Genomic DNA, 24,019 nt, shown 5'->3' with positions numbered 1-24,019 from the left:
GGGACCCGCCAGCGCCCCGGCGCCCGGATGGCCGGCTTGCGCTGCCCCCGGCGTTAGTAAGACTATTGTTCAACAAACCAAGCTAAGCTACTGGCACCCATGACTTTCATGTCGCCCTTGCTGCCCCTGCCACTGCCCCTCGCGCCCCTGGCCTGGCTGACCGGGTTTCGCCGGGTCCCCGACAACAGCGTGGTCACGGTGCATCGTTTCGGTCGCTTCGTCCGGGCCCTGGGGCCGGGCTGGCGCTGGACCCTGCCGGGACTGGACCACCTGGGCCAGCCGGTCTGCCTGATCGGACACCACTTGCTGGTCGTGGGAGCACGCGGCGACGAGGCCGAGCTCTACTACCAGATCCTCGACCCGGCGCTGGCCGGCGAGGCCCTCGATGACGTCGATGCCCTGGTGATCCACGAGGCCCTGCCCCTGCTCGACGCACCGCAGGGCGCCGAACCGCTCAAGACGGCGCTGAACCAGGCGCTGGGCCCGAAGGGCGTGCGGGTCATCCGCTGCCGGATGGCCTGAGCAGGCGCTTGGCGCCCGGCGGGCGTCAGCTTCGGTCGAACAGGGTGCGCAGCACAACCGCGGTGGTCACGCTGGCCACCGACCGGTGCAAAAGGATGCGTTCCCTGACATCGGCCAGCCCGGCTGGCGACGGGGATTCGACCAGGGCCAGCAAATCGACGTCGCCCGCCAGGCTATGGCACAGGCGTATCGCCGGCAGCGAGCGCAGCAGGTCGATCACGTCATCGCAGGTGAAGCCTTCGGCGTGGTTGATCATCAGCCAGGCCTGGACGCTGGAATCGGTCTTGCCGAGCCGCACGGTGTACTGGCTGATCACGCCGCCTGCTTCCAGCCGCGCCAGTCGCTCCTGAACCGCGGAACGGGAAAGTTCGACACGCTTGGCGAGCGTGGAAACCGGCATGCGCGCATCGTCCTGCAACAGCGCGATGAGCTTGCGGTCGATCTCGTCCAGCGCCTTCATACGCAGTTCTGCCAGCGGTTTCCGGCAGTTTGCCGGGTTGGAACCGGCGCAGCAATGCGCAAAAGTGCCGCCGCGGCCACGGCTTGGCCAGGAGTTGGCGAATGAAGATCCACCGACGCGGTGTGTTCCGGGCGGAGCGGGCCTGGGGCAGCGAAACATTGATGGCCATGGGTGAACACCAGGTGCGCCTGCACTGGACCGACCAGCCCTACCGCTGGCACGTGAACCACGGCGACGAGGTCTTCGTCGTGCTCGATGGGCAGGTGGACATGCATTCCGGCCCCGAGGGCGACGAACGCGTGGAACGGCTGCACGCGGGCGATGCCGTGGTCCTGAGGAGCGGCGATCGCCACCGGGCCGAGCCCGTGGGCGAGGCGCGCGTGCTGGTGGTGGAGCGACATGACAGCGATTGAACGCGGCGGCGGACGGCTGCGCGTGGTGATCGCGCATTGCTGGCAGGGGTCGCCGGCAGATGGCTGGTACCCCGCGCTCGCGCAGCATTTGCGCGACATCCTCGGTTTCGCGGTTGCCGTGCCGGCATTACCCGACAGCCACGACCCGGACCCCCGCGCCTGGCAGGGCGCGCTGCAGGACGCCATCGGCGGCGGCAAGGGCCCACTGGTGCTGGTCGGCCACAGCCTGGGGGCCTTGGCCGTGCTGCGCTGGCTGCTCGCCGCGCCGAACCCCATCGCCGGAGCCGTGCTGGTCGCACCCCCGATCGGGCCCAGCCGGCTGGAAGCAATTCGCCGGTTCAGGGTCGAAGCGCAGGCACTGCCCGCGGCGCTGTCCCGTGCCAGGCGGTCGCTGGTCGTGGTCTCCGATGCCGACCCGTACCTGCTCCCGACGCCCGCCGACGTTGCCACCGCCTTCGCAAGCGCCGGCGCCCGGCGCCTGCTGCTTCCCGGCGGCGGCCACTTCTCGCCGGCCTCGGGCTTGACGCCGCTTCCCGGGATACTGCCCTTCTTCCGGGAGATGGCCGCCGCCCAGGAACGCGAGGATGCAACCCTCCTGCCTCCGCCGGCATCAGATCGCCGGACCGGGCGTTGCCCGGCGTGAGCCCGGACCCAGGGAGAGAGGCAGGCCGGCGTGATCCATTTCGCGACTTCGTTCGACTTCCCGGACCTGACGGCCGACGACCGCCTGGTGTCCGCGCAGCTGTCCCGCCGGGGCGTGCCCTGGCAAGTACTGCGCTGGCGCAGCGACGAGGACAATGCCCGCGTGCGGCCCGGCGACCTCGTGGTGGTCCGGTCCTGCTGGGACTACCACCTGCATGCGGACGCGTTCCTGGACTGGCTCGACCAGCTGGCCGGGCGCGGTGCGCGCATCGCCAATGGCCAGGCCCGGCTGCGGGGGACCCTGCACAAGCGTTACCTGCTGGCGCTTGAAGCCGCCGGCCTCGCGCGTATTCCCGCCACCCGGCTGGCGGCACGGGGAAGCACGGTGGACCTGGACGACCTGGCCGGGCAGCTGGGTTCGGCGGACCTGGTGGTCAAGCCGGCGGTCTCGCTGTCGGCGCACGGCACCTGGCGCGTGGCGCCCCTGGCACGGTCCGAGGCGCGGGCACGGTTCGCCGGGCAGCTGCAGTGCCAGGACCTGCTCGTCCAGCGCTACCTCCCGCAGATCGAAGCGCAGGGCGAAGTCTCCATGGTTTTCCTCGGCGGCCTGTATTCGCATGCCGTGCGCAAGACGCCCCGGCCCGGCGACTTCCGCGTCCAGACCGACCACGGCGGCACCCACGTCGCCTGCCTGCCCGACAAGGCCCTGATCGACCAGGCGGCCCGGCTGCTGGAAGGCTTCGCCGACGACACCGTCTATGCCCGGATCGACGCCGTGGCCGTGGACGGCGAACTGGTGCTGATGGAACTCGAAGTGATCGACCCGGTGCTGTTCCTTTCTGCCGACGCCGGCGCCGTGTCCCGCTTCTGCGACGCCATCTGCGCCTGGTAAGCCCAGAAACCCGGAGCAGGCGCGAATTTCCCGTGGTTTTTGGCCGACCCCGGGTTTGGCCCGATAATGGCCGCATGAACCCGCTTTCCCACCTGCTGCCCGAACTCGAAGCCGGGCTGGTCGCCCTCGGCCTGCCGCCCCGGCCATTGGCCGGCCAGTTGCTGGACTACCTGGTCCTGCTCGACCGCTGGAACCGCACCTACAACCTCACCGCCGTGCGCGACCCGCGCGAAATGGTGGCCAAGCACCTGCTCGATTCGCTGTCGATGTGGCGCCAGGTGCGCCCGGGCACCCTGGCCGACCTGGGCACCGGCCCGGGCCTGCCGGGCATTCCCCTGGCCCTGGCGGTGCCGGGCCTGCAGGTCACCCTGGTCGAAAGCATCGCCAAGAAGACCCGCTTCCTGCGCGAGGCCGTGCGCAAGCTGGGCCTGGACAACGTGCGGGTGCTGGAATCACGCGCCGAGGCCGTGGACGAGCCGGGCGCCTTCGACCAGGTCACCGCCCGGGCCATGGACACCCTGGCCGGCATCCTCGCGGTCGGTGGCCACCTGCTGGCCCCGGAAGGCCGGCTGCTGGCCATGAAGGGCCAGCGCCCGGACGCCGAAATCGCCGCCATGCCGCCCGGCTGGCGGGTCCAGGCGCTTGAAACGCTGGCCGTTCCGGGCCTGGACGGCGACCGGCACCTGGTCACGATCACCCGTGACCCGGCCAAGCCGGCATAATCCCCCGTTCAGGCCGCGCAAGGAGACCGCATGGGTCGCATCATCGCCATCGCCAACCAGAAGGGCGGGGTCGGCAAGACCACCACTGCCGTGAACCTGGCCGCCGCGCTGGCGCAGGTGCCGCGCCGCGTGCTGCTGGTCGACATGGACCCGCAGGGCAACGCCACCATGGCCTCGGGCGTGGACAAGCGCGAGCTGGAGAACTCCGTCTGCGAAATGCTGCTGGGTGAATGCCCGGCCGCTTCGGCGGTGGTGAAGGCGCCGGAAGGTTTCGACCTGCTGCCGGGCAACATCGACCTCACGGCCGCCGAAATCCGGCTGATGGACGAACCCGCCCGCGAGCAGCGCCTCAAGACCGCGCTGGCGCCGCTGCGCGACCAGTACGACTACCTGATCATCGATTGCCCGCCCTCGCTGTCCCTGCTCACGCTCAACGCCCTGGCCGCGGCCGACGGCGTGATCGTGCCGATGCAGTGCGAGTACTTCGCGCTCGAGGGCCTGAGCTCGCTGATGGACACCATCAACGCCCTCAAGGGCAAGCTCAACCCGCAGCTCGAGATCGAGGGCATCGTGCGCACCATGTTCGACGTGCGCAACAACCTGGCCAACGCCGTGTCCGGTGAACTCACCCGGCACTTCGGCGACAAGGTCTTCCGCTCGATCATCCCGCGCAACGTGCGCCTGGCCGAGGCGCCCAGCCACGGCCAGTCCATCGTCGGCTACGACCGGTCCTCGCGCGGCGGCATCGCCTACCTGGGCCTGGCGGGCGAGATCGTGCGGCGCGAGAAGAAGATCCACAAGGAGATGGCATGAGCAGCAAGAAGCGCGGCCTCGGCCGCGGCCTCGACGCCCTGCTGGGCACCGGCAACAAGGGCGCGGCGCCCGCGGGCGAGGACGCGTCCGGCGGCGAGGGGCTGCACAGCCTTCCGATCGACCAGCTGCAGCCGGGCAAGTACCAGCCACGCAGTGGCATGGACCCGGACAAGCTCACCGAACTGGCCGAGTCGATCAAGGCCCAGGGCCTGATCCAGCCCATCGTCGTACGCGCCATCGGCAGCGACAAGGACGGCAAGGTCCGGTACGAAATCATCGCCGGCGAGCGCCGCTGGCGCGCCGCCAACCAGGCCGGCCTGAGCGACGTGCCGGTGGTGCTGCGCGAAGTCGACGACCGCGCCTCGATCGCCATGGCGCTGATCGAGAACATCCAGCGCGAAGACCTCAACCCGCTCGAGGAAGCCCTGGCGCTTAGCCGCCTGATCGACGAATTCTCCCTGACCCACCAGCAGGCCGCCGAAGCCGTGGGCCGCTCGCGCGCCTCGGTGTCGAACCTGCTGCGCCTGCTGGAACTGCCCGAGGGCATCCGCAAGCTGCTCGAGGAACGCCAGCTGGAGATGGGCCACGCCCGTGCCCTGCTCACCCTTGCCCCGCAGGCCGCCCTGGCCCTGGCCCGGGAAGCGGTCGCCGAGGGCTGGAGCGTGCGCGAAGTCGAACGCCGCGCCCAGGCCATGGCCAAGGGCCAGATTCCCGGCAAGAAGGCCGCCAAGGGCCCGGAAAAGAAGTCCGACGCCGACATCGCCGCCCTGGAAAGGGAGCTGTCGGAAAAGCTGGGCGCCAAGGTCGCCGTCCAGCATGGCCGCGGCGGCCGCGGCAAGCTGGTCATCAGCTACCACGGCCTGGACAGCCTGGAAGGCATCCTGGAGCGCCTGCGCAGCTGAGCCCGGGCGGACCGAGAATTTCTTAACGGCGTGGTTGCGAACATTCGCCATCCCTTGCCGTCAAGGTTCCCGTGCCCGTGAGTCCGCCGCTGCTTTCCGTCGTCATCCCCGCCTTCAACGAGGAAGGCAACGTGCTGGACCTGCTGGCCGAAACGGTCGCGGCCCTGCGCGGCCGGCTTGCCTTCGAGGTGGTCTTCGTCGATGACGGCAGCCGCGACGGCACCCTGGCCCGGCTCCGGGGTGCGATGGCCACGACGCCCGAACTTCGCGTGCTGGCCCACGAACGCCAGGCCGGCCAGAGCACTGCCATCCGCAACGGGGTCAAGGCGGCGCGCGCACCCTGGGTCGCCACCCTCGACGGCGACGGCCAGAACGACCCGGCCGACCTGCCCAGGCTGCTGGCCGCGCGCGACGCCGGCCCGCCCGAGGTCAAGCTCTACGCCGGCTGGCGGGTCAATCGCCAGGACAGCGGCAGCAAGAAGTGGGCTTCGAAGTGGGCCAACGGCATCCGTTCGCGCCTGTTGCGCGACGCCACGCCCGACACCGGCTGCGGCACCAAGCTGTTCGAGCGGGCGGCCTTCCTGGACCTGCCGTATTTCGACCACATGCACCGCTACCTGCCGGCCCTGATGCAGCGCGCCGGCTGGCGCACGGTGAGCGTGCCTGTCAACCACCGGCCGCGCGGGGCCGGGACCTCGAAGTACACCAACCTGGGCCGCGCCCTGGTCGGCATCCGCGACCTGATGGGCGTGGCCTGGCTGATCGCCCGCAACCGGCGCACCGCCGTCCGGGAAGAAGAGGGACCCCGATGAACCTGGAAATCATGTGGCTGGACTGGACCGGCCTGCACGTGACGCCCTGGAAGCTGGTCGGCTACACCGGCGCACTGATGTTCGGCGGCCGCTGGGTGGTGCAGTTCTTCGCCTCCCGGCGTGCCGGCAAGCCGGTGATCCCGCGCGTCTTCTGGTACATGAGCCTGGTCGGGGCCCTGATGACCCTGAGCTACTTCCTGTTCTCGGCCAAGCAGGACTCCGTGGGGGTGCTGCAGAACCTCTTCCCCACCTTCACCGCCGCCTACAGCCTGTACCTCGACATCCGGCACCGGGGCTGGCACCGGGACCGGGCCGGCCCGTGAGCCCCTGTGGATAACTATTGCCCCGGGCCTGCCGGACGGGCATAATGCGCGGCTCGCTCCGCAATTGCCCTCAGGCCCTGGCCCCGGTAGTGCGATCCCGGCCCCTGGCGGAGCGTTCGCTGTATCCCGCATCGCATGCGCCTGCAGGCCCTCCGGCCCGCCGCGCGGGGCCGCCGCCGCCCGGGCTATGGGCGGCCAGTCCGACCCAGGAGTCACACAATGAGCCGAGTTTGCCAAGTTACCGGCAAGGGTGTGCAGAGCGGCAACAACGTCTCGCACGCCAACAACCGTACCCGCCGCCGTTTCCTTCCCAACCTGCACGAGCGCCGCTTCTGGGTCGCCTCGGAGAACCGTTGGGTGAAGCTGCGTGTTTCCATGCACGCCCTGCGCACCATCGACAAGAACGGCATCGATTCCGTCCTGGCCGAAATGCGCGCCCGCGGCGAAAAGATCTGAGGAGGACTGAACCATGGCATCCAAGCGCGACAAGATCCGTCTGACGTCTTCTGCTGGCACCGGTCATTTCTACACGACCGACAAGAACAAGAAGACCACCCCGAACAAGATGGAGATCAAGAAGTACGATCCCGTCGTTCGCAAGCACGTGATGTATAAGGAAGGCAAGATCAAGTAAGCCACGGCTTACCGGTAGGAGCGGCTTGAGCCGCGAAGCTTTCCAAAGAGAACCCGCCCACCGGCGGGTTTTCTTTTGCCTGGTTACCTGTAGGAGCGCCTTCAGGCGCGAATTTCTTCTTTGCCGAAGGCAAAGGCAAAGGCAAAAGATTCGCGCCTGAAGGCGCTCCTACAGGGGGGTGTCCAGGCGCAGGCCTAGCATGAAGATCCGGCCGGGGGCCGGCTCGAAGTAGCGGCCGTTGCCGTCGTTGACGATGACCGAGCCGATCACCTGGCGATCAAGCAGGTTGTCGAGGCGGGCCCAGGCGGTCCAGCGGCCGGCGGCATCCAGCCGGTGTTCGGCGCCCAGTCCGAGCAGGGCGTGACCGGGCGCGGCGGCGGTGTTGGCGTCGTCGGCGTAGAAGCGGCTGGTGGCGCGGGCCTCGAGCCACAGGTCGGTGCGCCCGTTGGCCTGCCAGCGCAGTTCGGCCCAGGCGAAACGGGCCGCGATGCCGGGTAGCCGTTTCCCGGCTTCGATGCGCGGGCCATCTGCACAGGGCGGCGCCGCGCAGCTGGGTACGTCGCGGCGGTAGCGGGCATCGAGCCAGGTGGCGCTGGCGGCCAGCGACCACGCCGGCGCCAGCGTCACCGCGGTCGAGACCTCCAGGCCGCGGCGACGGGTCAGCCCGGCATTGTCGAACACGGTGCGCCCGCCCTGGCTGGCGGCGACCACCAGCTCGTCGCGGGTGCTGGCCTGGAACAGCGCCACGTCTCCCCGCCAGCGCGGGCCCTGCCAGCGCAGCCCCAGCTCCACGTGCCGGCTCAGCGCGGGCTGCAGGGTGTTCAAGCCGCTGGCGCCGTCGCTGCGATAGGCCAGCTCGGAGAACGTCGGCGTTTCGAAGCCGCGGCCGGCGTTCGCGTACAGGCTGGCGCCCTCGCCGAGCCGGTACAGCACGCCCAGCACCGGCGAGACGCGGGAGTAGCTGCGCGCGCCGCTGTCGTCGGGATTGCCGGCCCGCACGTAGCGGTCGCGTGATTCAAAGCGCACGTCGCTGTGGCGCAGGCCGCCATTCACCCGCCACCGTTCGGTGGGCTGCCAGTCGACCTGCAGGTAGAGATCGTTGCCTCGCACGCCGTTGTCTTCGTCGCGGCGCAGGGCGCCGACCACGCCAAGCTGGTCGCCGAGGAAGTTCTCGTAGCCCCGTCGAAGCTCCTGCGCGCGCTCGTGGCTGGCGCCAGCCACCAGCGACAGCGTGGCCGAGGCCTGCCAACGCCAGCGCGCGTCGAGCCCGGCGTAGTCGCGGTCGAGGTCGATCACGCCGCCACCGGAGCCCGGGCTGGCCTGCACGAATACCGGGATAGACAGCACCTGGAAGGTCTGCCGGCGACCCGTGTAGGCGACCAGGGCCAGCCCGTGGGCATCCCCCACGGCCTGCGCGAGGCGCGCGCCAAGCTGCTGTTGCGAGACGGTCTTGCGGGTGTCGAAGAGCCGGGCGCCCTGGCTGGCGGCGCGTCGATTGCCCGCCAGCTGCGCCGCGGTCAGGCCCTGGGGATCGTCGGCGGCCAGCTCCAGGTGGTTGGCGAGCAGCGTCCAGTCGCCACCGAGTGCGGTTTCGCCCTGCAGTTGCAGCTGGGCGCCGTCGCGGCGCCAGGCCGAATGCTCTCGGTACCCGTCGGCGGACGCACGCTGCAGGTCCAGGCGCATCCCGGTGTGCGTCGCCACCGGTCCGCGCCAGGACGCCGAGGCGCGCCACAGGCCGTCGGAGCCAAGCAGGCCCTCGGCGCCGGCTTCGGGGCTGGCCGGCGGCGGTCGGCTGAAGACGGAGACGACGCCGCCGCTGGAATTGCCGTACAGCACCGAAAACGGGCCGCGCAGCACCTCGATGCGTTCGGCCGCCGGCAGCAGGAAGTGCGAGACCTGGCCCTGGCCGTCGGGCATCGTCGCCGGGATGCCGTCGGCGTAGAGCCGGACACCACGCACACCGAAGCTGGCCCGCGCCCCGAAACCGCGGATCGAGAGCTGCAGGTCCTGGGCCTGGTTCTGCCGCTCCCGCACGACCAGGCCGGGAATGCGCGGCAGCGATTCGGCGAGGGAAAGCGCGGGACGGCCACCGCGCAAGTCGTCCGCGTCGAGCACGCTGATCGCGGCGGGCACCTGCAGCCTCGGCAGGAGCTGGCGGGTCGCGGTGACCACCAGGGGCTCGAGCTGCACGGCCGGGGACTGCGATGCAGGCGCCGGCTCCTGGCCGGCGGCCGGGCCGGCACCCGCCAGCGCCACCAGCGCTGGCAGCAGCAGGCCCGGCCGCGCGATCACAGCTGCGAACGCAGGGGAATCACCACCGTCTCCATGAACTTTTCGGTCCAGGGACGCTGCTCCCACTTTTGATAGTCGTAGGTTTCGGTCTGGCGCATGTCGCGCTCGAACACCTCGGTCATCGCCAGCGCGAATTCGCGGTCATAAACATTCAGGCTGGCTTCGTCGTTGAGCTGGAAGCTGCGCTCGTCGAAGTTGGTCGAACCCACCGACACCATGAAGTTGTCCACGATGATCATCTTCACGTGCATCATCGTCGAGTTGTATTCGTAGACCTCGGCGCCGGCCTCGAGCAAGGGACCCCAGAGCTTCTTGGACGCGATGCGCACGACTTCCGAATCGATGTGTTCGCCAGGCACCAGCACGCGCACCTTCACGCCGCGCTCGATCGCGGCCTGCATGGCCTGGACCGCCAGTTCGTCCGGCACGAAATAGGACGCGTGGATGTCGATGGATTGTTCGGCCGCGGCGATCGCCATCAGGTACATCAGGTGCATGGTCGCGCCGCCGCCCACGGGCGAACTGACGAAGAGCTGCGCATCCATCCCGCCGGCTTCCGGTTGCGGCGGGAAGTAGAGCTCGCCGTGCAGCACCTCGCCGGTGGTCTTGATCCAGTTGTCGTTGAAGGCCGCCTGCATCTGCGACACCACCGGACCGCGCACCCCGAAATGCATGTCGCGCCAGTGCTCGGGATCCTGGGCGTCGCCCGCCCAGATGTCGGCGATGCCGACCCCGCCGGTGAAACCGTGCTCGCCGTCCACGACCAGCAGCTTGCGATGGGTGCGGTTGTTGATGCGGCTCAGCGTGTACCACTCCAGCGGCCGGTACAGCTCGACCCGGACGCCGGCCTCCTGCATCGTCGCCAGCAGTTGCTCGTCCATCTTCAGGCCGCCGACCCAATCGATGATGACGTTGACCTTGACGCCCGCCCGCGCCCGTTCGGCGAAGGCCTCGGCGAACTCGCCGCCGACATCGCCCGACCAGTAGATATAGGTTTCGAAGTTGATCGAGTGCTCGGCGGAACGGATGGCGTCGAGCATCGCCGGGAAGATCTCCACGCCGTTGTTGTAGGCGACCACGTGGTTGCCGCCGACCACCGAGGGCCCCAGCAGCGAACCCACCTCGCGACGGAACTGGCTGCTGCCAACGCCATGGAGGTGTTCGATCTTGCGTTCGAGCTGCTTGTCCGGCACGTCGAAATTGGCGACCACCGCGAGCGTCGCGATCGTGGCGGCGACGGTCAGCAGCACCCATTTGAGTCGCCGACGTTTCCTGGCATCCATTCGGGCGCCCCTGCTCCGGAGTAGGACCCCAGTGTGCCAGCCCGAGCCGCCGCCACGCGACCGCCCCTGGCCGCCGCGGTTCAGTTCCGTCGGGTGGCAGACCGGCCTGGGCGTGGACGCGGCCTCTGGACGTGGCTGCGCCGCGAGGGCCGGTTCACGGCTGGCGAGGGTGGTCGGCCTGCGAAAGCGCCCGTTCCGGTGGACCGAACAGCTGGCCCAGGCGGGCCTTCGGTCCGCGCGCACGCCAGGTGTCGCGCAGCATGTCGCCCCATTCGTGGAAAGTGAGCACCAGCGGGTTGTGGCTGCGCACCGGCTTGACCAGGCCGTAGCGACAGGGCTCGGAGGCGTCTTCTGCCTCGAAAGTGCCGAAGAGCTTGTCCCAGACGATCAGCACGCCGGCGTAGTTGCGGTCGATGTAGCGACCGTTGCTGGCGTGGTGCACGCGGTGATGCGACGGCGTGTTGAAAACATGCTCTAGCCAGCCCAGCCGGCCCACCGCCTGGGTGTGCACGAAAAACTGGAAGGCCAGGTTGATCGCCACCACCAGCACGATGTGCGTCGGCGAAAAGCCCAGCCAGGCCAGCGGCAGCCAGAACAGCCACATGCCGGAGATCGGGTAGGTGATCGATTGCCGGAAGGCCGTGGACAGGTTCAGTCGTTCGGACGAATGGTGGGTGACGTGCGACGCCCAACACCAGCGGATGCGGTGCGCGGCGCGATGGAACCAGTAGTAGCAAAAGTCCTGTGCGACAAAGAGCAGCGCGATCGTCCACCACGTCGTCGGGATCTCGAATAGCCGGAACTGGTGCAGCCACCAGAACACCCCGATCAGTGCCAGCCAGGCCAGCGCATCGGCGCCCTGGTGCATCAGGGCCAGCGCCGCGTTGGAGAATGTATCGCGCCAGCTGTACATGGCCGGCTGCCGCTGCCGCCAGTACCAGGCCTCCCAGATGACGAACCCCAGGAAGACCGGCGCCAGCGCCAGGAGCAGCCATTCGCCCATCAGGGCGCGGCCGCCACCGGGGCTTCGAGGGCGCGGGCCATGTTCTTCAGGCAGCGGTGCATGGCCCGGCGCATGAACAGGTGCAGGACGATGACCGCCACCGGCGCCAGCCAGCGCTTGGCGAGGGTGAACTCGTAGTCCCAGCGCACCCGCGAGCCGAATTCATGGCCGCTGAAATACCACATCGCCTCGCCCTGCCGGACCAGCCAGGCCATGGGCGGGCGGAAGCCGGTGAGCGTGTAGCCGTGGCTCACCGGCGGATCGTAGGCGATGACCCGTTCAGTGAGCACGGTTCCGTCCACCAGGTGCACGCGGCGCTGGCTGCCCACGTCCAGGTCGGAATGCAGGCGGATGCCGCTGATGCCGCGCACCGGGCCAAAGCCAGTGAAAAACACCGGGAACTTGTCCGGATTGGTCGCCAGTTCGAAGGCGACGTCGGGGGTGCAGGGCAGGCTGCGTTCGGCGGAAACGGTCAGGCGCATGCGCTGATTTTACCCGGCGCGGCCGGAGTGTCCACGACCCGAGCGGGGAGAAGCGTCGGGACTGAAGTCCCTCCCACAGCAGCCTGCCTCTGTGGGAGGGACTTCAGTCCCGACAGGGCGACCAGCGCTAGACTGCCCTCCAGTCCCCCGGGAGCCTGGCGATGTCCGAGACCATCTACGACGCCCTGCGTGAAAGCCACGAAACCCAGCGGTCGCTGTGCCGCCGCCTGCTGCGCACCAGTGCCCGCGGCGACGACCGGCAGCGGCTCTTCACCGAACTGCGCATCGAACTGGCCGCCCACGCCGCCGCCGAGGAACGCTACCTCTACGTCCCGATGCTGATGCACGACGGCGGCCTGGACGCCTCCCGCCACGCCCTGCATGAACACCACGAGATCGACGAACTGGTCGAAAAGCTGCAGGAAGGCAAACCGTCCGACCGCGGCTGGATGAACACCGCCCGCGCCCTCTCCCACCAGGTGCACCACCACCTGCGCGAAGAGGAAAAGAAGTTCTTCCAGGTCTCGGGCAAGCTGCTCACCGACGCCCAGAAGACCAAGCTGGCCGGCCAGTACCGTCGCGACATCAAGCGCATGCGCAAGAAGCTGGCAGTGGCCTGACCTGCACCCGCCGGCAGGGGCCGGCGTGCGGCACGCAAGGTCGTGCCGTGGGTTTTCCGGGACTAATCGCCGGTGGCGCGGGTGCGCAGTTCGAGCGCGCTGGTGAACACCCTCCCGGCGCCGCTGAGCGGGTCGACGAACGCCAGCTGTCGCGCCAGCAGCTGCATTGGCGCGCGGTAATCGCCTGGCTCGCGGCGACAAACGACGGGATACAGGTCGTCGTTGACGATCGGCGCCCCCAGCGCAGCCATATGCACGCGCAGCTGGTGTTTGCGGCCGGTGATCGGCTCCAGGCGATAGCGCCACAAGTCCCCGGCCCTTTCCATAACCTGGATCCGGGTTTCGCTGTTCGCCGCCCCATCGGTCTCGCGCATGCGGAAGAATGGTTCGCCGGCGACCAGGCGGCTCGACCTCACCCGCGGGAACGCCAGGCCCGGCAGGGCCGGCGCGATCGCCTCGTAGGTTTTGTGCATGCCGCGTTGGCGAAAAAGCGCCTGGTATCGCCCGCGGCTTCGCGGGTGGGTTGAAAACAGCACCACGCCGGCCGTGTCCCGGTCTATCCGGTGCAGCGGCGCCAGCTCGGTGTTGCCGGTTCGGCGGACCAGGCGTCCCAGCAGGGTTTCATGGACGTGCCCCCCGGCCGGCGTGACCGGCAGGAAGTGGGGCTTGTCGGCCACCAGCAGGTCATCGTCAAGGTGCAGGATGTTTTCTTCGAAAGGAATCGCCACCTCGTCCGCGACCTCGCGGTAGTAGTGCACCTCCAACCCGACCCGGAACGGCGAGTCCGGCGTCAATGCTTCGCCGCCGCCGTCGACGACGCGCCCGCGGGCCATCCGCGCCAGCCACTGGGCACGGGAAACGGATGGAAATCGGTCACAGAGGCAGTCGAGCACCGAGTTCCAGGCGCCCGGCGGCAACTGCAGGGTACTGGCGGCCAGGCCATCGATGTTGGGAGGTCGCTTCTGCACGGCGGCAGTGTGACAGCGACGCGCCAGCCTGCGCCAATCAGACGCTGCGACGGTGGGCCCGCTTCTCGACGTACATGGCCTGGTCCGCCGCGTGCAGCAGCTGCGACAAGCTCGACGACGAGTCCGGCGTGGTCGCCATGCCGAAGCTTGCCGAGATCGTCAGCCCCAGCGGTTCCAGCGGCGTCGCGGCAAGCTGCTCGCGCAGGTCGTGCACGATGGCGCGCGTCTGGTCCTCGTCGGTGCCGGGAAGAAAGATCGCGAACTCGTCGCCGCTCAGGCGTCCCATGCAGTCGCTGGCCCGCAGGCGGGCCTTGCAGTGCTTGACCAGATCGCGCAGCGCGATATCGCCCGCAGCGTGCCCGTGGGTGTCGTTGAGCTCCTTGAGCCGGTCCATGTCCAGCATGATGATCGAGCAGGGCTGGTTGCGGCGCTGGCCTTTCGCCAGCCCGATGGCGGCACGGTCTTCGAAACAGGTCCGGCTCAGCGCGCCGGTCAGGCCATCGTGGCTGACCTGGTCGCGCAGTCGTTCATTGGCCGCGTACAGCGCGGGCGCCGCGAGGCTCAGGTAGGTATTGGCCGCCAGGCTGACCGCGGCGAACTGCAGGATCAGCGCGTCGTCGCCCACCTGCACCGCGGCCGCCGCGCCCACCGTGAGCAGGCTGAAGCCCAGCACGCCCAGCTGCGTGGTCGCCAGGTTTTCGGTGTGCACGATCCAAAGCTGCAGCACGACGGGGAGCACCAGCATCACCAGCAAGGCGCGGCTGTTGGACAGTTCATGGTAGCCAGCCAGGACCGCCAGGGTGACGGCCAGCAGCACCGCGAGCTTCCCTACCGCCGACCGCCGGAATCGCCAGGGGCCCCACTCGAAAGGCGGGAAGCGCCGCACCTCGCTGCTGCCGACGGCCCAACGCAGCATGAGGGCAAGCGCAGGCGCCAGGGTCACCAGCGCCGCGTAGTCGCCGATCCACCAGGCGGCGGCCACCTCGAACAGGTCCGGGGCATCGAGCAGTTCGGTTTGCTGCAGTCCCAGCACGCCGAAGCTGGCGGCCAGCGCGGCGCCCACCGCGCCAAGCAGCAGGAATTCGGTGACGGCGCGAAGCGTGAATTCAGCCTGTTCGAATCGGGCCAGGCGCCGCAGGGTCATCGCCGGCAGGGCGTAGGCGCCGGTGTGGATCAGGGCGAAGACCAGGCTCGACGAGGCCACGACGTCCAGCCGCACCGCGCCGCCGTTCGCGCCCGCGGTTTCAGTGAGGTAGGTGGCCACGGCGCAGGCGACGAAGATGGCGGGCGCGGCGCGCCAGCCCAGGCAAAAGAGGCTGGCGAAGGTGACCGCCGCCGGTGGAAACCACAGGCTGGCATGCGGTGCGTGCTCGAGCGCCGCGGCCAGCAGGAAGCTGCCCAGCCAGAGCACCACCAGCAGCGGCTGCAGCAGCCAGAACCGCCCCGTCTGGCCAGGCGGCGTCAGTTGTTGCGATGTTGTCATCAAGACTCCTCGCCTGAATCCTAGCGAACTGGCCGCTGCAGGTGTGCATGAATCGCCGGCGGCGCCGTGCGAAATCCCGCTGGAGTCAGAGACTGGGGTCGCGCCAGTTGGCGACCGGCAGCATCCAGCCTCGCCGGATCGCGAGGTAGCGCAGCACGAAACAGGCGAAGGCGGCGACCAGGGCGGTCGGCGCCGGCGGCAGCTCCAACCAGCTGCCGATTGCAAGCAGTACGGCGCCCAGCAGGGCGGCCACGGCGTAGAGCTCGCGCCTTTGCAGCACGGCGGGAATTTCAGTCACCAGCAGGTCACGCGCCATGCCGCCGCCGATACCCGAGATCATGCCCAGCAGCACCGCGCCCACGGGGTGGATGCCAAAGGCCAGGGCTTTGCTGGTGCCGGCCACGGCGAACAGCGCCAGGCCGACCGCGTCGAACATCTGCACGGGGTTGCGGACCCGTTCGACCTGCTCATAGCCGAAAAAGGTGACGACGCCGGCCGCCATGGCCGTGGCCAGGTAACGCCAGTCGCCGAAAGCCGCTGGCGGGTGCGCACCGATGACCAGATCGCGGAAGATGCCGCCGGCCGTGGCGGCGGCGAAGGCCAGCGTGAGCACGCCGAACAGGTCCAGGCGCTTGCGCACGCCCAGGGTCGCGCCGCTGATCGCGAACGCGAAGGTGCCTACGAGGTCGAGCGTCGATAGCAGGAGAGGTGTCATTGAGCCTCGGTGATTGCCCCGCCGGGTCGCCTGGGCTGTTCAGGCAGTCGGCCAGGCCGGCAGTCTACCCAAGGCGGCCTTGGGTCCATCGAAAAGAAAAAGTCTCATCTGCCGCAATCTGAACGTGAAGTCCCGGTCGCGATGGCACAATCGCGCGCAATGAGCCGACCCCCTCTCCTCTGCCTCCTCGCCGCCCTGGCGATATCTCCCCTGGCAACTGCCCAGGTACGGTTTATTCCGGGGGCACATCTCGCCCACGAAGGAACGGACGTCATCGTAGCGGGCGACTTCGATGGCGATGGCCGCCGGGATCTTGCCATGCTGGACCACGACCAGCGAGTGGTTCTGCAACTGCAATCCACCGTGGGCACCTTCACCGCGACGCCGCTGGTCGTCCCGGGATTCCAGCCGTGGCCGTTGGGGCCGCTTCCGCTCATGGCGGCGGGCGACTTCAACGAGGACGGTCGCGATGACCTGGTGTTCGCCGGCGAGGGCGGCTGGCGGATGCTGCTTTCGCAGCCCAACGGTCATTGGATGGTGCGCCAGCCGGCAGCCAACCCGCATGTGGGTGTGTCGGCGCCGCTGGTTGTCGACATCGACCGGGACGGCCACCTGGACCTGATCCAGGCCCAACAACTGGCCGGATATCCGGGCTCCAGTCATCTGATCGGTTCGGCCCTGCACCTCTACTTCGGCGATGGCGAGGGAAGGCTGGTACAGCGGGGCGTGATCGATGCCGGCCGGGCAAACTTCAACGGCATCGTGGCGGGCCATTTCAATGCAGACCCCTTTGTCGACATCGCCACGCTTGAGAGCGGCCCCTACCAGGGCGATCCGATGTACCTGGTCCTGCGCTACGGCTACGGGGGCAGCGCGTTCTCGGCGCCCGTGCGGGTACGCGACCAATCCGTTGGCATCGCTGCCGGTGACTTCAATGGCGACGGCCGTACCGATCTGGTCACCGGTGGGCCACCGAATCTGGCCCAGGTCCGCCTGAAACAGTACCTGCAGCTGCCAGGTGGCGTAATGGACCAGCCCCGGTCGCTGCCCATGGCCGGCTCGGTGCGCTCGCTGCAGCGACTTGACGCAGACGGCGACGGCCAGGATGACCTGGTCACGATCGCGGACAACGTGTCCGTGGTCAGCGGCCGGGTCTGGCTGCTGTCCTACCAGCAGCGCGACGGCCGGCTCCAGATTCCCGAGCAGATGGCCGCGTCGCAAAACAGCTATCCACCTACTTCGCCAGACAGCCGCACGCTGACGGTTGGTGACTTCGATGGCGACGGCTTCGACGATGTGGCGGAAGCCACCATCGCAGGCGTTCAACTGCACCTCGCCCGCCCGCAACAGCCGACCGGCAACGGCACGCCTCCCCTGGCCCCCGTGATCACCGGCGTCGAAACCGAAGAGGGCTCGTCCTGGGCAACGCTGACGGTATCGCGGCCAAGCGCCGACGGCGGGTTACCGATCCTGGGCTACCGCGTCATCACCACGCCGGCCGGCTACTTCGTGCCGCCGGTGACCGCACCTGCCGGCAATGCGCCGTTCGAAATCCATCTGGAAGGGTTGCCCCAGGGCATCACGTACCAGGTACAGGTCCAAGCCTTCAATACTGCGGGCGCAGGTGCGCTTTCGGCACCGGTGCCGGTGACGGCTGTGCCTTACCGGGACCTGCGCATCAACGAATACAACTTCCTGCCCGAGGGTGACGAAGGTCCGGTCGTCCACCACATTCCCGTTCGCCTGAGCTGGCCCGCCGGACCCGGTGGCGTGCGGTTCGATGTGGAATCGATTTCCACGTCGGCAAGCGAGGCGGTTCCCGGCGTCCATTACGAGCCGGTATCGCTGCAGGGTGTGCTGATCCCGGAAGGCCAGACCGAGACGTCGGTCCCGGTGACCATCATCGGCAACCGGGAGCCGGGACCAACACGCACCTTTATTCTGCGCGTGGACAACGTCACCGGAGGCTGGGGCAACAGCCACCTGGCGTGGGTGCACATCCAGAGCGAAGAAGAACCGGAACGCTATCCCGTCCTCTATGGCCTCGTCGGCCAGGTGGTGGAAGGCAACAGTGGGCAACAGCTGGTGCCGGTACGGTTCGAGTTCGACAAGCCTCTCAGCGCACCGGTGGTGGTCGGAGTCCATACCAACGACCCGCCGGACTACATGTCTTTCGTGGCGATCCCCCCGGCCGACTACGACGCGATCACGATCCCCAACTTCACCCTTCCGGCGGGCGCCACGGGCGGGACGATCCACATTCCAGTCAATGGGGATACGCTGGAGGAGCCCGACGAATTTATGATGATCCTGTTCTACGTCGTCTCCGGCCCGGCGATCATCGCGCCCAATGGTGGCAATTACGCCATGACGGTGATCTGGGACGACGACCGGACCCATCCGGCACTTCATGCCCGTCCGGATCGCATCGTGATTGCGCAGAATCGACCGGTTACGTTCAGTGTGCTGACGAACGACGTATACGTGGATGAGCGAACCCTCTCGCCGCAGATGCCGTTCACCGAGCCAGATGTCGGCGACCTGCACTTCATCCCCAACGTTTTCGGCACCATCGCGGACGATCAACTGGCGTTCCGGCCTGTTCCTGGCCGGGTGGGCATCTATCGCCATCTTTATGGCCTGTGCGAGCAGGCGATGTACAGCCGGCGTTGTGCGGAAGCCGAGATCGAGTTCGTCATCCGTCCCTTGCCCGAGGAGTCCGTCACCCTGGATGTGGCAAGCGCCGCCGGCCACCAGGACATCCTGCTCGATGGCCTGCAGGCCATGCCCGGCGCACGCTTCGAAGCGACGTCGATCCAGCGGCCGGTTCCCTACGAGGTGGTGCTGGCGGGAGACGCGAACCCGCTCTCGCCCTGGGACGATCCGGCGGGCACCGGCTCGTCGGTGTTTACCTTGGCAAGGCCGCAGGACAACCAGCCGCGCCGTTGGCGCGTGTTGGTGGACGCGACGACTCAGGGGGCCGGCGACGTGGACCTGTACATGGGCCTGGACAGCGACCGGGATGGTGTCGCCGACGAAAGCGAGTTGGTGTGCACTGCCGCCATGGTCCCTTCGGGTGAAAGCTGCGAACTCGACATCACCCAGCCTGGCGATGCCGCGCTGTCGTATTGGGTGATGCTGCACAACCGGGGCGCCGCACCGCTACCAGCGCGCGCCGAGGTTTCCGCGGTGCGCGTGGACACGCCGAGCGACGGCAGTTTGGTCGCGACTGGCCCCGGTCAACTGCGCGAAGGCGAACACTTCGCGCTCCGCATGGCCTGGAACGCGGCCGGGTTCCTTCCCGGTGAACGTCGTGTCGGATACCTGCGTGTGCGGCGCGACAGCGAGGATCCTGGTGAGTTGGTCCCGGTGCGACTGACGCGCTCGCCGTCACCCGGGCCCGATACGCCCCTCGCACTGTCCAACACACGACCCACGTCGTTCCGATTGCCGCCCGGCGCCACCCATCGTCGGATTCTGGTGGATGTGCCGCAGGGCGCGTCGAGCCTGGCCGTCCAGACACGCAGCATGGCGGAGGTCGACCTGTACCTGGTTCCCGCCGGCATCGGCTCGTCTCCGCGGATCGAGGATGCGCCGCCGCTCACCGCAGCCGTAGCCTCTTCGCGTCGGGTGGGGGGCGACGAGGACGTCGTGGTCTACGCTCCCGCGCCGGGGCGCTGGTATGCGGTGGTCCAAAACAAGGGCAACGCCGCGGCTTCCGTTGACATTACCGCCACCATGACGGCGGCGGCGCCGGTCGTGCGCTCGGGCAGCTATTTCAATCCTGACCGTGGTGGCCACGGACTGGTGCTGTACCCCGCCGCCGATCAGCAGGTCGGGCTCTGGTACACCTACTTCCAGGACGGCAGCCCAACCTGGCTCTATCTGCAGGCGCCGGCGCCGGGTCCAGACGGCCTGTGGACGGCGCCGATCTACCGCACTGCCTGGAATGGCAATGCGCAACAGCTTGCCCAGGTGGGTCAAGCCACGATCACACCCACCGGGCCGGATGCGTTCACGTATACCTGGACGCTCGATGGTGAAACGGGCTCGGAGCCGCTGCGTTCCCTGGGCCGGGGCTGTCCTAACCTGGGCGGCGCACCACTGGACGCCAGTTCGCACTGGTTCGATGCCAACCGTGCAGGCACGGGTTACAGCGTGCAGCTGTGGCCGGATTACGAGATGCACCTGGCCTTCATCTATGACGCGCAGGGCGTCCCGCGTTTCCTGATCGCGGAAGGTCCGGGGTTCGGTGGCGCCACTCGCTCCCTGGTGCTCGAACAGCTCCAGGGTTTCTGCCCGCTATGCACGCGGAACGGCCCTCCCGCGCGACGCCCGGTCGGTACGTATTCACGGGCGTTTGGCAGCGGGACCATGCAGGTGGGCATCGACGGGCTGTATGCGCCGAGGGTTCCGGGGTGGTGGAGCGCCTTGGACACGGCGCGCCCGCTCGGCGGTTCCGGGACCATGCAGGGATGCGCACCCTGAGGCCACGCGCGGATCCGGGCGGTTTTCGGATCCTGTGGGTTCGGGCCCTGGCCGGGTGGGCGTTCAAAGCGTGCGCGTGACCTCGCCGCCCATTTCGGCAAGCAGCGCCGCGGCCTGGTCGGCCTGTTCGGACGACAGCGCGTGCACCACCAGCGTGGTCTGGCCCTTGGTCATCGCATCGCGGGTGGCCAGGACGTAAGGGTCGTGGTCGGGCCTGAGCGCAACCAGGCCGCCGAGCATGAGGCCGAGCATGCCGCCGAAGAACACCAGCACGAAAGCCGAAGGCCAGGGCGAAGCGACCACGAGTTGCACGCCCAGCGACAGCATCACGGCGAACGCGATGCCGCCCACGGCAAGGCCGGCAAGTCCCAGCCAAAGATGGGCGACAAGGAGGGTGCGGAAGATGCCGCCACCTTCCGGCTCGAGGGCGATGCCCGGATGTCGTTCCCCGGGTTTGACGACCTTGAGCTGCGTGGTTTCCAGGCTGGTCTGGTCGACCAGCACGATGACGGCGGCGCGGGCGGTGGCTTCACTTTCGAAGGCCGCGGCGAGTTTGCTGTTGGACACCTCGCCAGTGAGGGGAAGATCGGACATGGCGGGAACTCCGTAAGGCTCGCGATCATCCTGCCAGCCCGCCCAAGGACGGGGGTGACCCTGCCCTGACTACGGTCCCGGACGGCGCAATTTGCCCCGCTTTACTGCGAAATGCATGAGCAGACCCACGGCGACGGCCACCACCACCAGCGTCACCAGCGAATTCTCCGGTCCGAACACACCGCCGGTCAGCCAGTCGGCGCCGCGGTACTCGGTCAGCACCGGTGCGGACGCCCGCCATTCATCGATACCCGACAGCGGCACGCCGCTGCACAGGATGGTGAAGTTCCAGGCGAAATGGTTCAGGCCGCATATCCACAGATTGCGAAAGTGCACGAACACCAGGGCCCACAGCGCGCCCAGCAAGGTGACCGAAAAAACCGTGGCCACCATGTCCCAGGCGCTGCCATTGACCGCGAAGACGTTCTCCAGGTGGACCAGGCCGAAGACCACGGCCTGCAGCCAGAGCGCCGGGACCGTTCCCCAGGCGGTTTCCAGGGTCTGGAACAGGACGCCCCGATAGACCAGTTCTTCGAGCATCGCGGCCACCAGCAGGAAGCCGGCGACTTCCAGCAGGCCCCACTGCCATCCCTGGTGCGCGGTGACGACATAAATGCCGAAAGCGAACAGCGGCACCAGTGCGAGCCCGATCAGCGCCGCCCCGGCCAGGCCGCCCAACGCGACCCCGGCCAGCGCCGGGCGCAGTTCGGTGACCGGGCGCTTCCGGAAGTAGCGGACGTAGATCCAATAGCCCAGCACCGCGCTGGCAAGCGTGCCCAACCGCTTGAGCTGCGTCGCCAGCACCGGGTCCGGATCGAAGGTCCAGAGCAGGGCGGGAAACAGCAGCGCCCGGAACACGAGCGCCGTGCCGATGATCGCCGCCATCGCCAGCAGCAGCTGGCCCAGGACCTTCAAGAGCCGACGAAACTGGGCCATGGCCGGCATCAGCGGACCTGGCGCTCGTTCACCAGCGACTCGACCACGGCCGGGTCGGCCAGTGTCGAGGTATCGCCCAGCGCACCGCGGTCGACGCCGTCGGGCCCGGCCTCGGCGATCTTGCGCAGGATGCGGCGCATGATCTTGCCGCTGCGGGTCTTGGGCAGCCCGGGCGCCCACTGCAGCCAGTCGGGCGCGGCGATCGGGCCGATGTCCTTTCGCACGTGCGCCACCAGTTCCTTGCGCAGTTCCTCGCTGGGCTCGATGCCAGCCTTGAGCGTGACATAGGCATAGATGCCCTGGCCCTTGATGTCGTGCGGCGCGCCGACCACCGCCGCCTCCGCCACCGCCGGGTGGCCGACCAGCGCGCTCTCGACTTCCGCGGTGCCCATGCGATGACCGGATACGTTGATCACGTCGTCGACGCGGCCGGTGATCCAGTAATAACCGTCGTCATCGCGGCGGCAGCCGTCGCCGGTGAAGTAGTAGCCCGGATAGGTCTTGAAATAGGTGTCGATGAATCGCGGGTGGTCGCCGTAGACGGTGCGCATCTGGCCGGGCCAGGAATCAGCCAGCACCAGGTTGCCTTCGGCGGCGCCTTCGAGACGTTTGCCTTCGGCGTCGACCAGGACCGGCTGCACGCCGAAGAACGGCAGGGTCGCGGAGCCGGGCTTGGCCGGGATGGCGCCGGGCAGCGGGGAAATCAGGATGCCGCCGGTCTCGGTTTGCCACCAGGTGTCGACGATGGGGCAGCGTCCGTCGCCGACGACGCGGTGGTACCACTCCCAGGCTTCGGGATTGATCGGCTCACCGACCGTGCCGAGCAGGCGCAGGGACCGGCGCGCGTGTTTTTTCACCGGACCGTCGCCCTCGCGCATCAGCGCGCGGATGGCGGTGGGCGCGGTGTAGAAGATCGTCACCTGGTGGCGGTCGCAGACCTCCCAGAACCGGCCCGGGTCGGGATAGGTCGGCACGCCTTCGAACATCACCGTGGTGGCGCCGTTGGCCAGCGGGCCATAAACCACGTAGCTGTGGCCGGTGACCCAGCCAACGTCGGCGGTGCACCAGAAGACGTCGTCCTGCTTGAGGTCGAACACGCATTCATGGGTGTAGCTGGCCCAGACCAGGTAGCCGCCGCTGGTGTGCAGCACGCCCTTGGGTTTGCCGGTGCTGCCCGAGGTGTAGAGGATGAACAGCGGGTCTTCGGCGTTCATCGGCTGGGCGTCGTGGGTGGCCGGCTGGGCGTCCACGACCGCGTCGTACCAGCGGTCGCGCGGCATCTGCATCGGCACGCCGCCGCCGGTGTGGCGCACGACCAGGACGGTTTCGACGCTGTTGGTGCCGGGTTTGCCCAGGGCCTCGTCGACGTTGGCCTTGAGCGGGATGGCCTTGCCGCCGCGCAGGCCTTCATCGGCGGTGATCACCAGCTTGCTGGAACAATCCGCGATGCGGTTGGCGATCGAGTCGGGCGAGAAGCCACCGAAGACCACCGAATGGATCGCACCGATGCGGGCGCAGGCCAGCATGGCCACGGCGGCTTCCGGAATCATCGGCAGGTAGAGGGTGATGCGGTCGCCCTTGACCACGCCCAGGGCTTGCAGGGCATTGGCCAGCTGGCAGACGCTGGCGTGCAGCTCGCGGTAGCTGATGCGGCGCGGCGCCGCCTTGGGGTCGTCGGGCTCCCAGATGATGGCGGTCTTGTCGCCCCGCTCGGCCAGGTGCCGGTCCAGGCAGTTGGCGGCGACGTTGAGTTCGCCGTCGGCGAACCAGCGGATGTGGAAGTCCCCGAGCTCGTAGCTGGTGTCCTTGGCCCGGGTGAAGGGTTTCATCCAGGCCAGGCGCTGGCCGTGGCGGCGCCAGTAGGTCTCGGGGTCGTGAACGGACTCGGCGTAACCACGCTCGTAGTCTTCGCGACGCAGGTTGGCGGCGGCTTCGAAAGCCGGCGGGGCGGGAACGAGACGGTCGGACATGAAGGCTCCTGCGGGTTCGCGGCGCGGGGACACCGCCAAGATTACCCGCC

The 24,019-nt window shown here is 68.5% G+C and carries 24 protein-coding genes; 13 read left to right on the top strand and 11 right to left on the bottom strand.

Annotated elements, in window-relative coordinates; translation table 11 throughout:
• Nucleotides 1-99: 99 nt before the first annotated feature.
• Entirely contained in the window at nucleotides 100-522 is a 423-nt protein-coding gene (locus tag N788_RS09865; RefSeq protein ID WP_034224375.1) for an SPFH domain-containing protein, read from the top strand.
• 25 nt (nucleotides 523-547) lie between these two features.
• Here N788_RS09865 and N788_RS09860 read toward each other — a convergent pair whose 3' ends face one another.
• Nucleotides 548-982 (bottom strand): Lrp/AsnC family transcriptional regulator, encoded by a 435-nt coding sequence (locus N788_RS09860; protein WP_034224372.1) that lies wholly within the window; start codon nucleotides 980-982, stop codon nucleotides 548-550.
• Between the two features lie 101 nt (nucleotides 983-1,083).
• Here N788_RS09860 and N788_RS09855 point away from each other — a divergent pair, with 101 nt between their 5' ends.
• The 10 genes from N788_RS09855 to rpmG all read left to right on the top strand — a co-directional run bounded on the left by N788_RS09855 (nucleotide 1,084) and on the right by rpmG (nucleotide 7,135).
• Nucleotides 1,084-1,395 carry a cupin domain-containing protein gene (locus N788_RS09855; RefSeq protein WP_034224370.1) on the top strand — a complete coding sequence of 104 codons (312 nt, stop codon included), beginning with the start codon at nucleotides 1,084-1,086 and terminating at the stop codon, nucleotides 1,393-1,395.
• Complete coding sequence (locus N788_RS14005) at nucleotides 1,382-2,038, top strand: RBBP9/YdeN family alpha/beta hydrolase (RefSeq protein WP_084695987.1); 657 nt, start codon at nucleotides 1,382-1,384, stop codon at nucleotides 2,036-2,038. Before N788_RS09855 ends, N788_RS14005 begins: the two co-directional genes overlap by 14 nt.
• 30 nt (nucleotides 2,039-2,068) lie before the next feature.
• Complete coding sequence (locus N788_RS09845; protein ID WP_051924546.1) at nucleotides 2,069-2,929, top strand: ATP-grasp domain-containing protein; 861 nt, start codon at nucleotides 2,069-2,071, stop codon at nucleotides 2,927-2,929.
• Between the two features lie 74 nt (nucleotides 2,930-3,003).
• Nucleotides 3,004-3,651, top strand: coding sequence for a 16S rRNA (guanine(527)-N(7))-methyltransferase RsmG (gene rsmG / locus N788_RS09840; protein ID WP_034224366.1), 648 nt, complete (start codon nucleotides 3,004-3,006; stop codon nucleotides 3,649-3,651).
• 30 nt (nucleotides 3,652-3,681) lie between these two features.
• Nucleotides 3,682-4,464, top strand: a complete 783-nt coding sequence (locus N788_RS09835; protein ID WP_034224363.1) for a ParA family protein — start codon at nucleotides 3,682-3,684, stop codon at nucleotides 4,462-4,464.
• Nucleotides 4,461-5,366, top strand: coding sequence for a ParB/RepB/Spo0J family partition protein (locus tag N788_RS09830; RefSeq protein WP_034224360.1), 906 nt, complete (start codon nucleotides 4,461-4,463; stop codon nucleotides 5,364-5,366). Before N788_RS09835 ends, N788_RS09830 begins: the two co-directional genes overlap by 4 nt.
• Before the next feature lie 77 nt (nucleotides 5,367-5,443).
• Nucleotides 5,444-6,178: a glycosyltransferase family 2 protein gene (locus N788_RS09825; protein WP_034224357.1), complete on the top strand. Its 735-nt coding sequence runs from the start codon at nucleotides 5,444-5,446 to the stop codon at nucleotides 6,176-6,178.
• Nucleotides 6,175-6,501, top strand: coding sequence for a lipid-A-disaccharide synthase N-terminal domain-containing protein (locus tag N788_RS09820; RefSeq protein WP_034224354.1), 327 nt, complete (start codon nucleotides 6,175-6,177; stop codon nucleotides 6,499-6,501). The genes N788_RS09825 and N788_RS09820 overlap by 4 nt, the downstream gene beginning before the upstream one ends.
• A gap of 219 nt (nucleotides 6,502-6,720) precedes the next feature.
• A complete protein-coding gene (rpmB, locus tag N788_RS09815; protein ID WP_034224351.1) occupies nucleotides 6,721-6,957 on the top strand; it encodes a 50S ribosomal protein L28 in 237 nt (78 codons plus the stop codon).
• A 13-nt stretch (nucleotides 6,958-6,970) separates the two neighbouring features.
• Nucleotides 6,971-7,135: a 50S ribosomal protein L33 gene (gene rpmG / locus N788_RS09810; RefSeq protein WP_034224346.1), complete on the top strand. Its 165-nt coding sequence runs from the start codon at nucleotides 6,971-6,973 to the stop codon at nucleotides 7,133-7,135.
• A 168-nt stretch (nucleotides 7,136-7,303) separates the two neighbouring features.
• Here rpmG and N788_RS09805 read toward each other — a convergent pair whose 3' ends face one another.
• The 4 genes from N788_RS09805 to N788_RS09790 all read right to left on the bottom strand — a co-directional run bounded on the left by N788_RS09805 (nucleotide 7,304) and on the right by N788_RS09790 (nucleotide 12,195).
• Entirely contained in the window at nucleotides 7,304-9,427 is a 2,124-nt protein-coding gene (locus N788_RS09805) for a TonB-dependent receptor family protein (RefSeq protein ID WP_051924545.1), read from the bottom strand.
• On the bottom strand, nucleotides 9,424-10,710 hold the full coding sequence (locus tag N788_RS09800; protein WP_034224343.1) for a phospholipase D-like domain-containing protein: 1,287 nt from the start codon (nucleotides 10,708-10,710) through the stop codon (nucleotides 9,424-9,426). The genes N788_RS09805 and N788_RS09800 overlap by 4 nt, the downstream gene beginning before the upstream one ends.
• 154 nt (nucleotides 10,711-10,864) lie before the next feature.
• Nucleotides 10,865-11,713, bottom strand: coding sequence for a sterol desaturase family protein (locus N788_RS09795; RefSeq protein WP_034224341.1), 849 nt, complete (start codon nucleotides 11,711-11,713; stop codon nucleotides 10,865-10,867).
• The gene (locus N788_RS09790) at nucleotides 11,713-12,195 is read right to left on the bottom strand and encodes an SRPBCC family protein (RefSeq protein ID WP_034224337.1); all 483 of its coding nucleotides are present in this window, start codon (nucleotides 12,193-12,195) and stop codon (nucleotides 11,713-11,715) included. The genes N788_RS09795 and N788_RS09790 overlap by 1 nt, the downstream gene beginning before the upstream one ends.
• A 161-nt stretch (nucleotides 12,196-12,356) precedes the next feature.
• Here N788_RS09790 and N788_RS09785 point away from each other — a divergent pair, with 161 nt between their 5' ends.
• Nucleotides 12,357-12,815: a hemerythrin domain-containing protein gene (locus tag N788_RS09785; RefSeq protein ID WP_034224334.1), complete on the top strand. Its 459-nt coding sequence runs from the start codon at nucleotides 12,357-12,359 to the stop codon at nucleotides 12,813-12,815.
• A 62-nt stretch (nucleotides 12,816-12,877) separates the two neighbouring features.
• On the opposite strand, the gene N788_RS09780 is transcribed toward N788_RS09785, so the two are convergent.
• The 3 genes from N788_RS09780 to N788_RS09770 all read right to left on the bottom strand — a co-directional run bounded on the left by N788_RS09780 (nucleotide 12,878) and on the right by N788_RS09770 (nucleotide 15,981).
• A complete protein-coding gene (locus tag N788_RS09780) occupies nucleotides 12,878-13,783 on the bottom strand; it encodes an RluA family pseudouridine synthase (protein ID WP_051924544.1) in 906 nt (301 codons plus the stop codon).
• A 37-nt stretch (nucleotides 13,784-13,820) separates the two neighbouring features.
• Nucleotides 13,821-15,266, bottom strand: a complete 1,446-nt coding sequence (locus N788_RS09775; RefSeq protein WP_051924543.1) for a sensor domain-containing diguanylate cyclase — start codon at nucleotides 15,264-15,266, stop codon at nucleotides 13,821-13,823.
• Between the two features lie 85 nt (nucleotides 15,267-15,351).
• On the bottom strand, nucleotides 15,352-15,981 hold the full coding sequence (locus N788_RS09770; protein ID WP_034224332.1) for a trimeric intracellular cation channel family protein: 630 nt from the start codon (nucleotides 15,979-15,981) through the stop codon (nucleotides 15,352-15,354).
• A 159-nt stretch (nucleotides 15,982-16,140) separates the two neighbouring features.
• On the opposite strand from N788_RS09770, the gene N788_RS09760 reads away from it, so the two are divergent.
• Entirely contained in the window at nucleotides 16,141-20,469 is a 4,329-nt protein-coding gene (locus N788_RS09760) for an FG-GAP-like repeat-containing protein (protein WP_160171922.1), read from the top strand.
• Between the two features lie 63 nt (nucleotides 20,470-20,532).
• Here N788_RS09760 and N788_RS09755 read toward each other — a convergent pair whose 3' ends face one another.
• From N788_RS09755 to acs, 3 genes are all read right to left on the bottom strand, one after another.
• Nucleotides 20,533-21,063 (bottom strand): hypothetical protein, encoded by a 531-nt coding sequence (locus tag N788_RS09755; protein WP_034224323.1) that lies wholly within the window; start codon nucleotides 21,061-21,063, stop codon nucleotides 20,533-20,535.
• Between the two features lie 69 nt (nucleotides 21,064-21,132).
• A complete protein-coding gene (locus N788_RS09750; RefSeq protein ID WP_034224558.1) occupies nucleotides 21,133-21,999 on the bottom strand; it encodes a CPBP family intramembrane glutamic endopeptidase in 867 nt (288 codons plus the stop codon).
• 8 nt (nucleotides 22,000-22,007) lie between these two features.
• A complete protein-coding gene (gene acs, locus N788_RS09745) occupies nucleotides 22,008-23,969 on the bottom strand; it encodes an acetate--CoA ligase (RefSeq protein ID WP_034224315.1) in 1,962 nt (653 codons plus the stop codon).
• Nucleotides 23,970-24,019 lie beyond the last annotated feature (50 nt).

This window comes from Arenimonas donghaensis DSM 18148 = HO3-R19, assembly GCF_000743535.1.
GTDB lineage: Bacteria > Pseudomonadota > Gammaproteobacteria > Xanthomonadales > Xanthomonadaceae > Arenimonas > Arenimonas donghaensis.
Note: the sequence above shows the minus strand (reverse complement) of the source record. Positions and strands in the feature narration are given on the sequence as shown.

Excerpts from the sequence above, each read along its gene's own strand:
- N788_RS09750 (WP_034224558.1), bottom strand. The coding sequence starts at position 21,999 with ATGGCCCAGTTTCGTCGGCTCTTGAAGGTCCTGGGCCAGCTGCTGCTG.
- rpmG (WP_034224346.1), top strand. The coding sequence starts at position 6,971 with ATGGCATCCAAGCGCGACAAGATCCGTCTGACGTCTTCTGCTGGCACC.
- N788_RS09760 (WP_160171922.1), top strand. The coding sequence starts at position 16,141 with ATGAGCCGACCCCCTCTCCTCTGCCTCCTCGCCGCCCTGGCGATATCT.
- N788_RS09790 (WP_034224337.1), bottom strand. The coding sequence starts at position 12,195 with ATGCGCCTGACCGTTTCCGCCGAACGCAGCCTGCCCTGCACCCCCGAC.
- rpmB (WP_034224351.1), top strand. The coding sequence starts at position 6,721 with ATGAGCCGAGTTTGCCAAGTTACCGGCAAGGGTGTGCAGAGCGGCAAC.
- N788_RS09770 (WP_034224332.1), bottom strand. The coding sequence starts at position 15,981 with ATGACACCTCTCCTGCTATCGACGCTCGACCTCGTAGGCACCTTCGCG.
- N788_RS09860 (WP_034224372.1), bottom strand. The coding sequence starts at position 982 with ATGAAGGCGCTGGACGAGATCGACCGCAAGCTCATCGCGCTGTTGCAG.
- N788_RS09830 (WP_034224360.1), top strand. The coding sequence starts at position 4,461 with ATGAGCAGCAAGAAGCGCGGCCTCGGCCGCGGCCTCGACGCCCTGCTG.
- N788_RS09800 (WP_034224343.1), bottom strand. The coding sequence starts at position 10,710 with ATGGATGCCAGGAAACGTCGGCGACTCAAATGGGTGCTGCTGACCGTC.
- N788_RS14005 (WP_084695987.1), top strand. The coding sequence starts at position 1,382 with ATGACAGCGATTGAACGCGGCGGCGGACGGCTGCGCGTGGTGATCGCG.
- N788_RS09775 (WP_051924543.1), bottom strand. The coding sequence starts at position 15,266 with ATGACAACATCGCAACAACTGACGCCGCCTGGCCAGACGGGGCGGTTC.
- N788_RS09865 (WP_034224375.1), top strand. The coding sequence starts at position 100 with ATGACTTTCATGTCGCCCTTGCTGCCCCTGCCACTGCCCCTCGCGCCC.
- N788_RS09835 (WP_034224363.1), top strand. The coding sequence starts at position 3,682 with ATGGGTCGCATCATCGCCATCGCCAACCAGAAGGGCGGGGTCGGCAAG.
- rsmG (WP_034224366.1), top strand. The coding sequence starts at position 3,004 with ATGAACCCGCTTTCCCACCTGCTGCCCGAACTCGAAGCCGGGCTGGTC.
- N788_RS09755 (WP_034224323.1), bottom strand. The coding sequence starts at position 21,063 with ATGTCCGATCTTCCCCTCACTGGCGAGGTGTCCAACAGCAAACTCGCC.
- N788_RS09795 (WP_034224341.1), bottom strand. The coding sequence starts at position 11,713 with ATGGGCGAATGGCTGCTCCTGGCGCTGGCGCCGGTCTTCCTGGGGTTC.
- N788_RS09820 (WP_034224354.1), top strand. The coding sequence starts at position 6,175 with ATGAACCTGGAAATCATGTGGCTGGACTGGACCGGCCTGCACGTGACG.
- acs (WP_034224315.1), bottom strand. The coding sequence starts at position 23,969 with ATGTCCGACCGTCTCGTTCCCGCCCCGCCGGCTTTCGAAGCCGCCGCC.
- N788_RS09785 (WP_034224334.1), top strand. The coding sequence starts at position 12,357 with ATGTCCGAGACCATCTACGACGCCCTGCGTGAAAGCCACGAAACCCAG.
- N788_RS09855 (WP_034224370.1), top strand. The coding sequence starts at position 1,084 with ATGAAGATCCACCGACGCGGTGTGTTCCGGGCGGAGCGGGCCTGGGGC.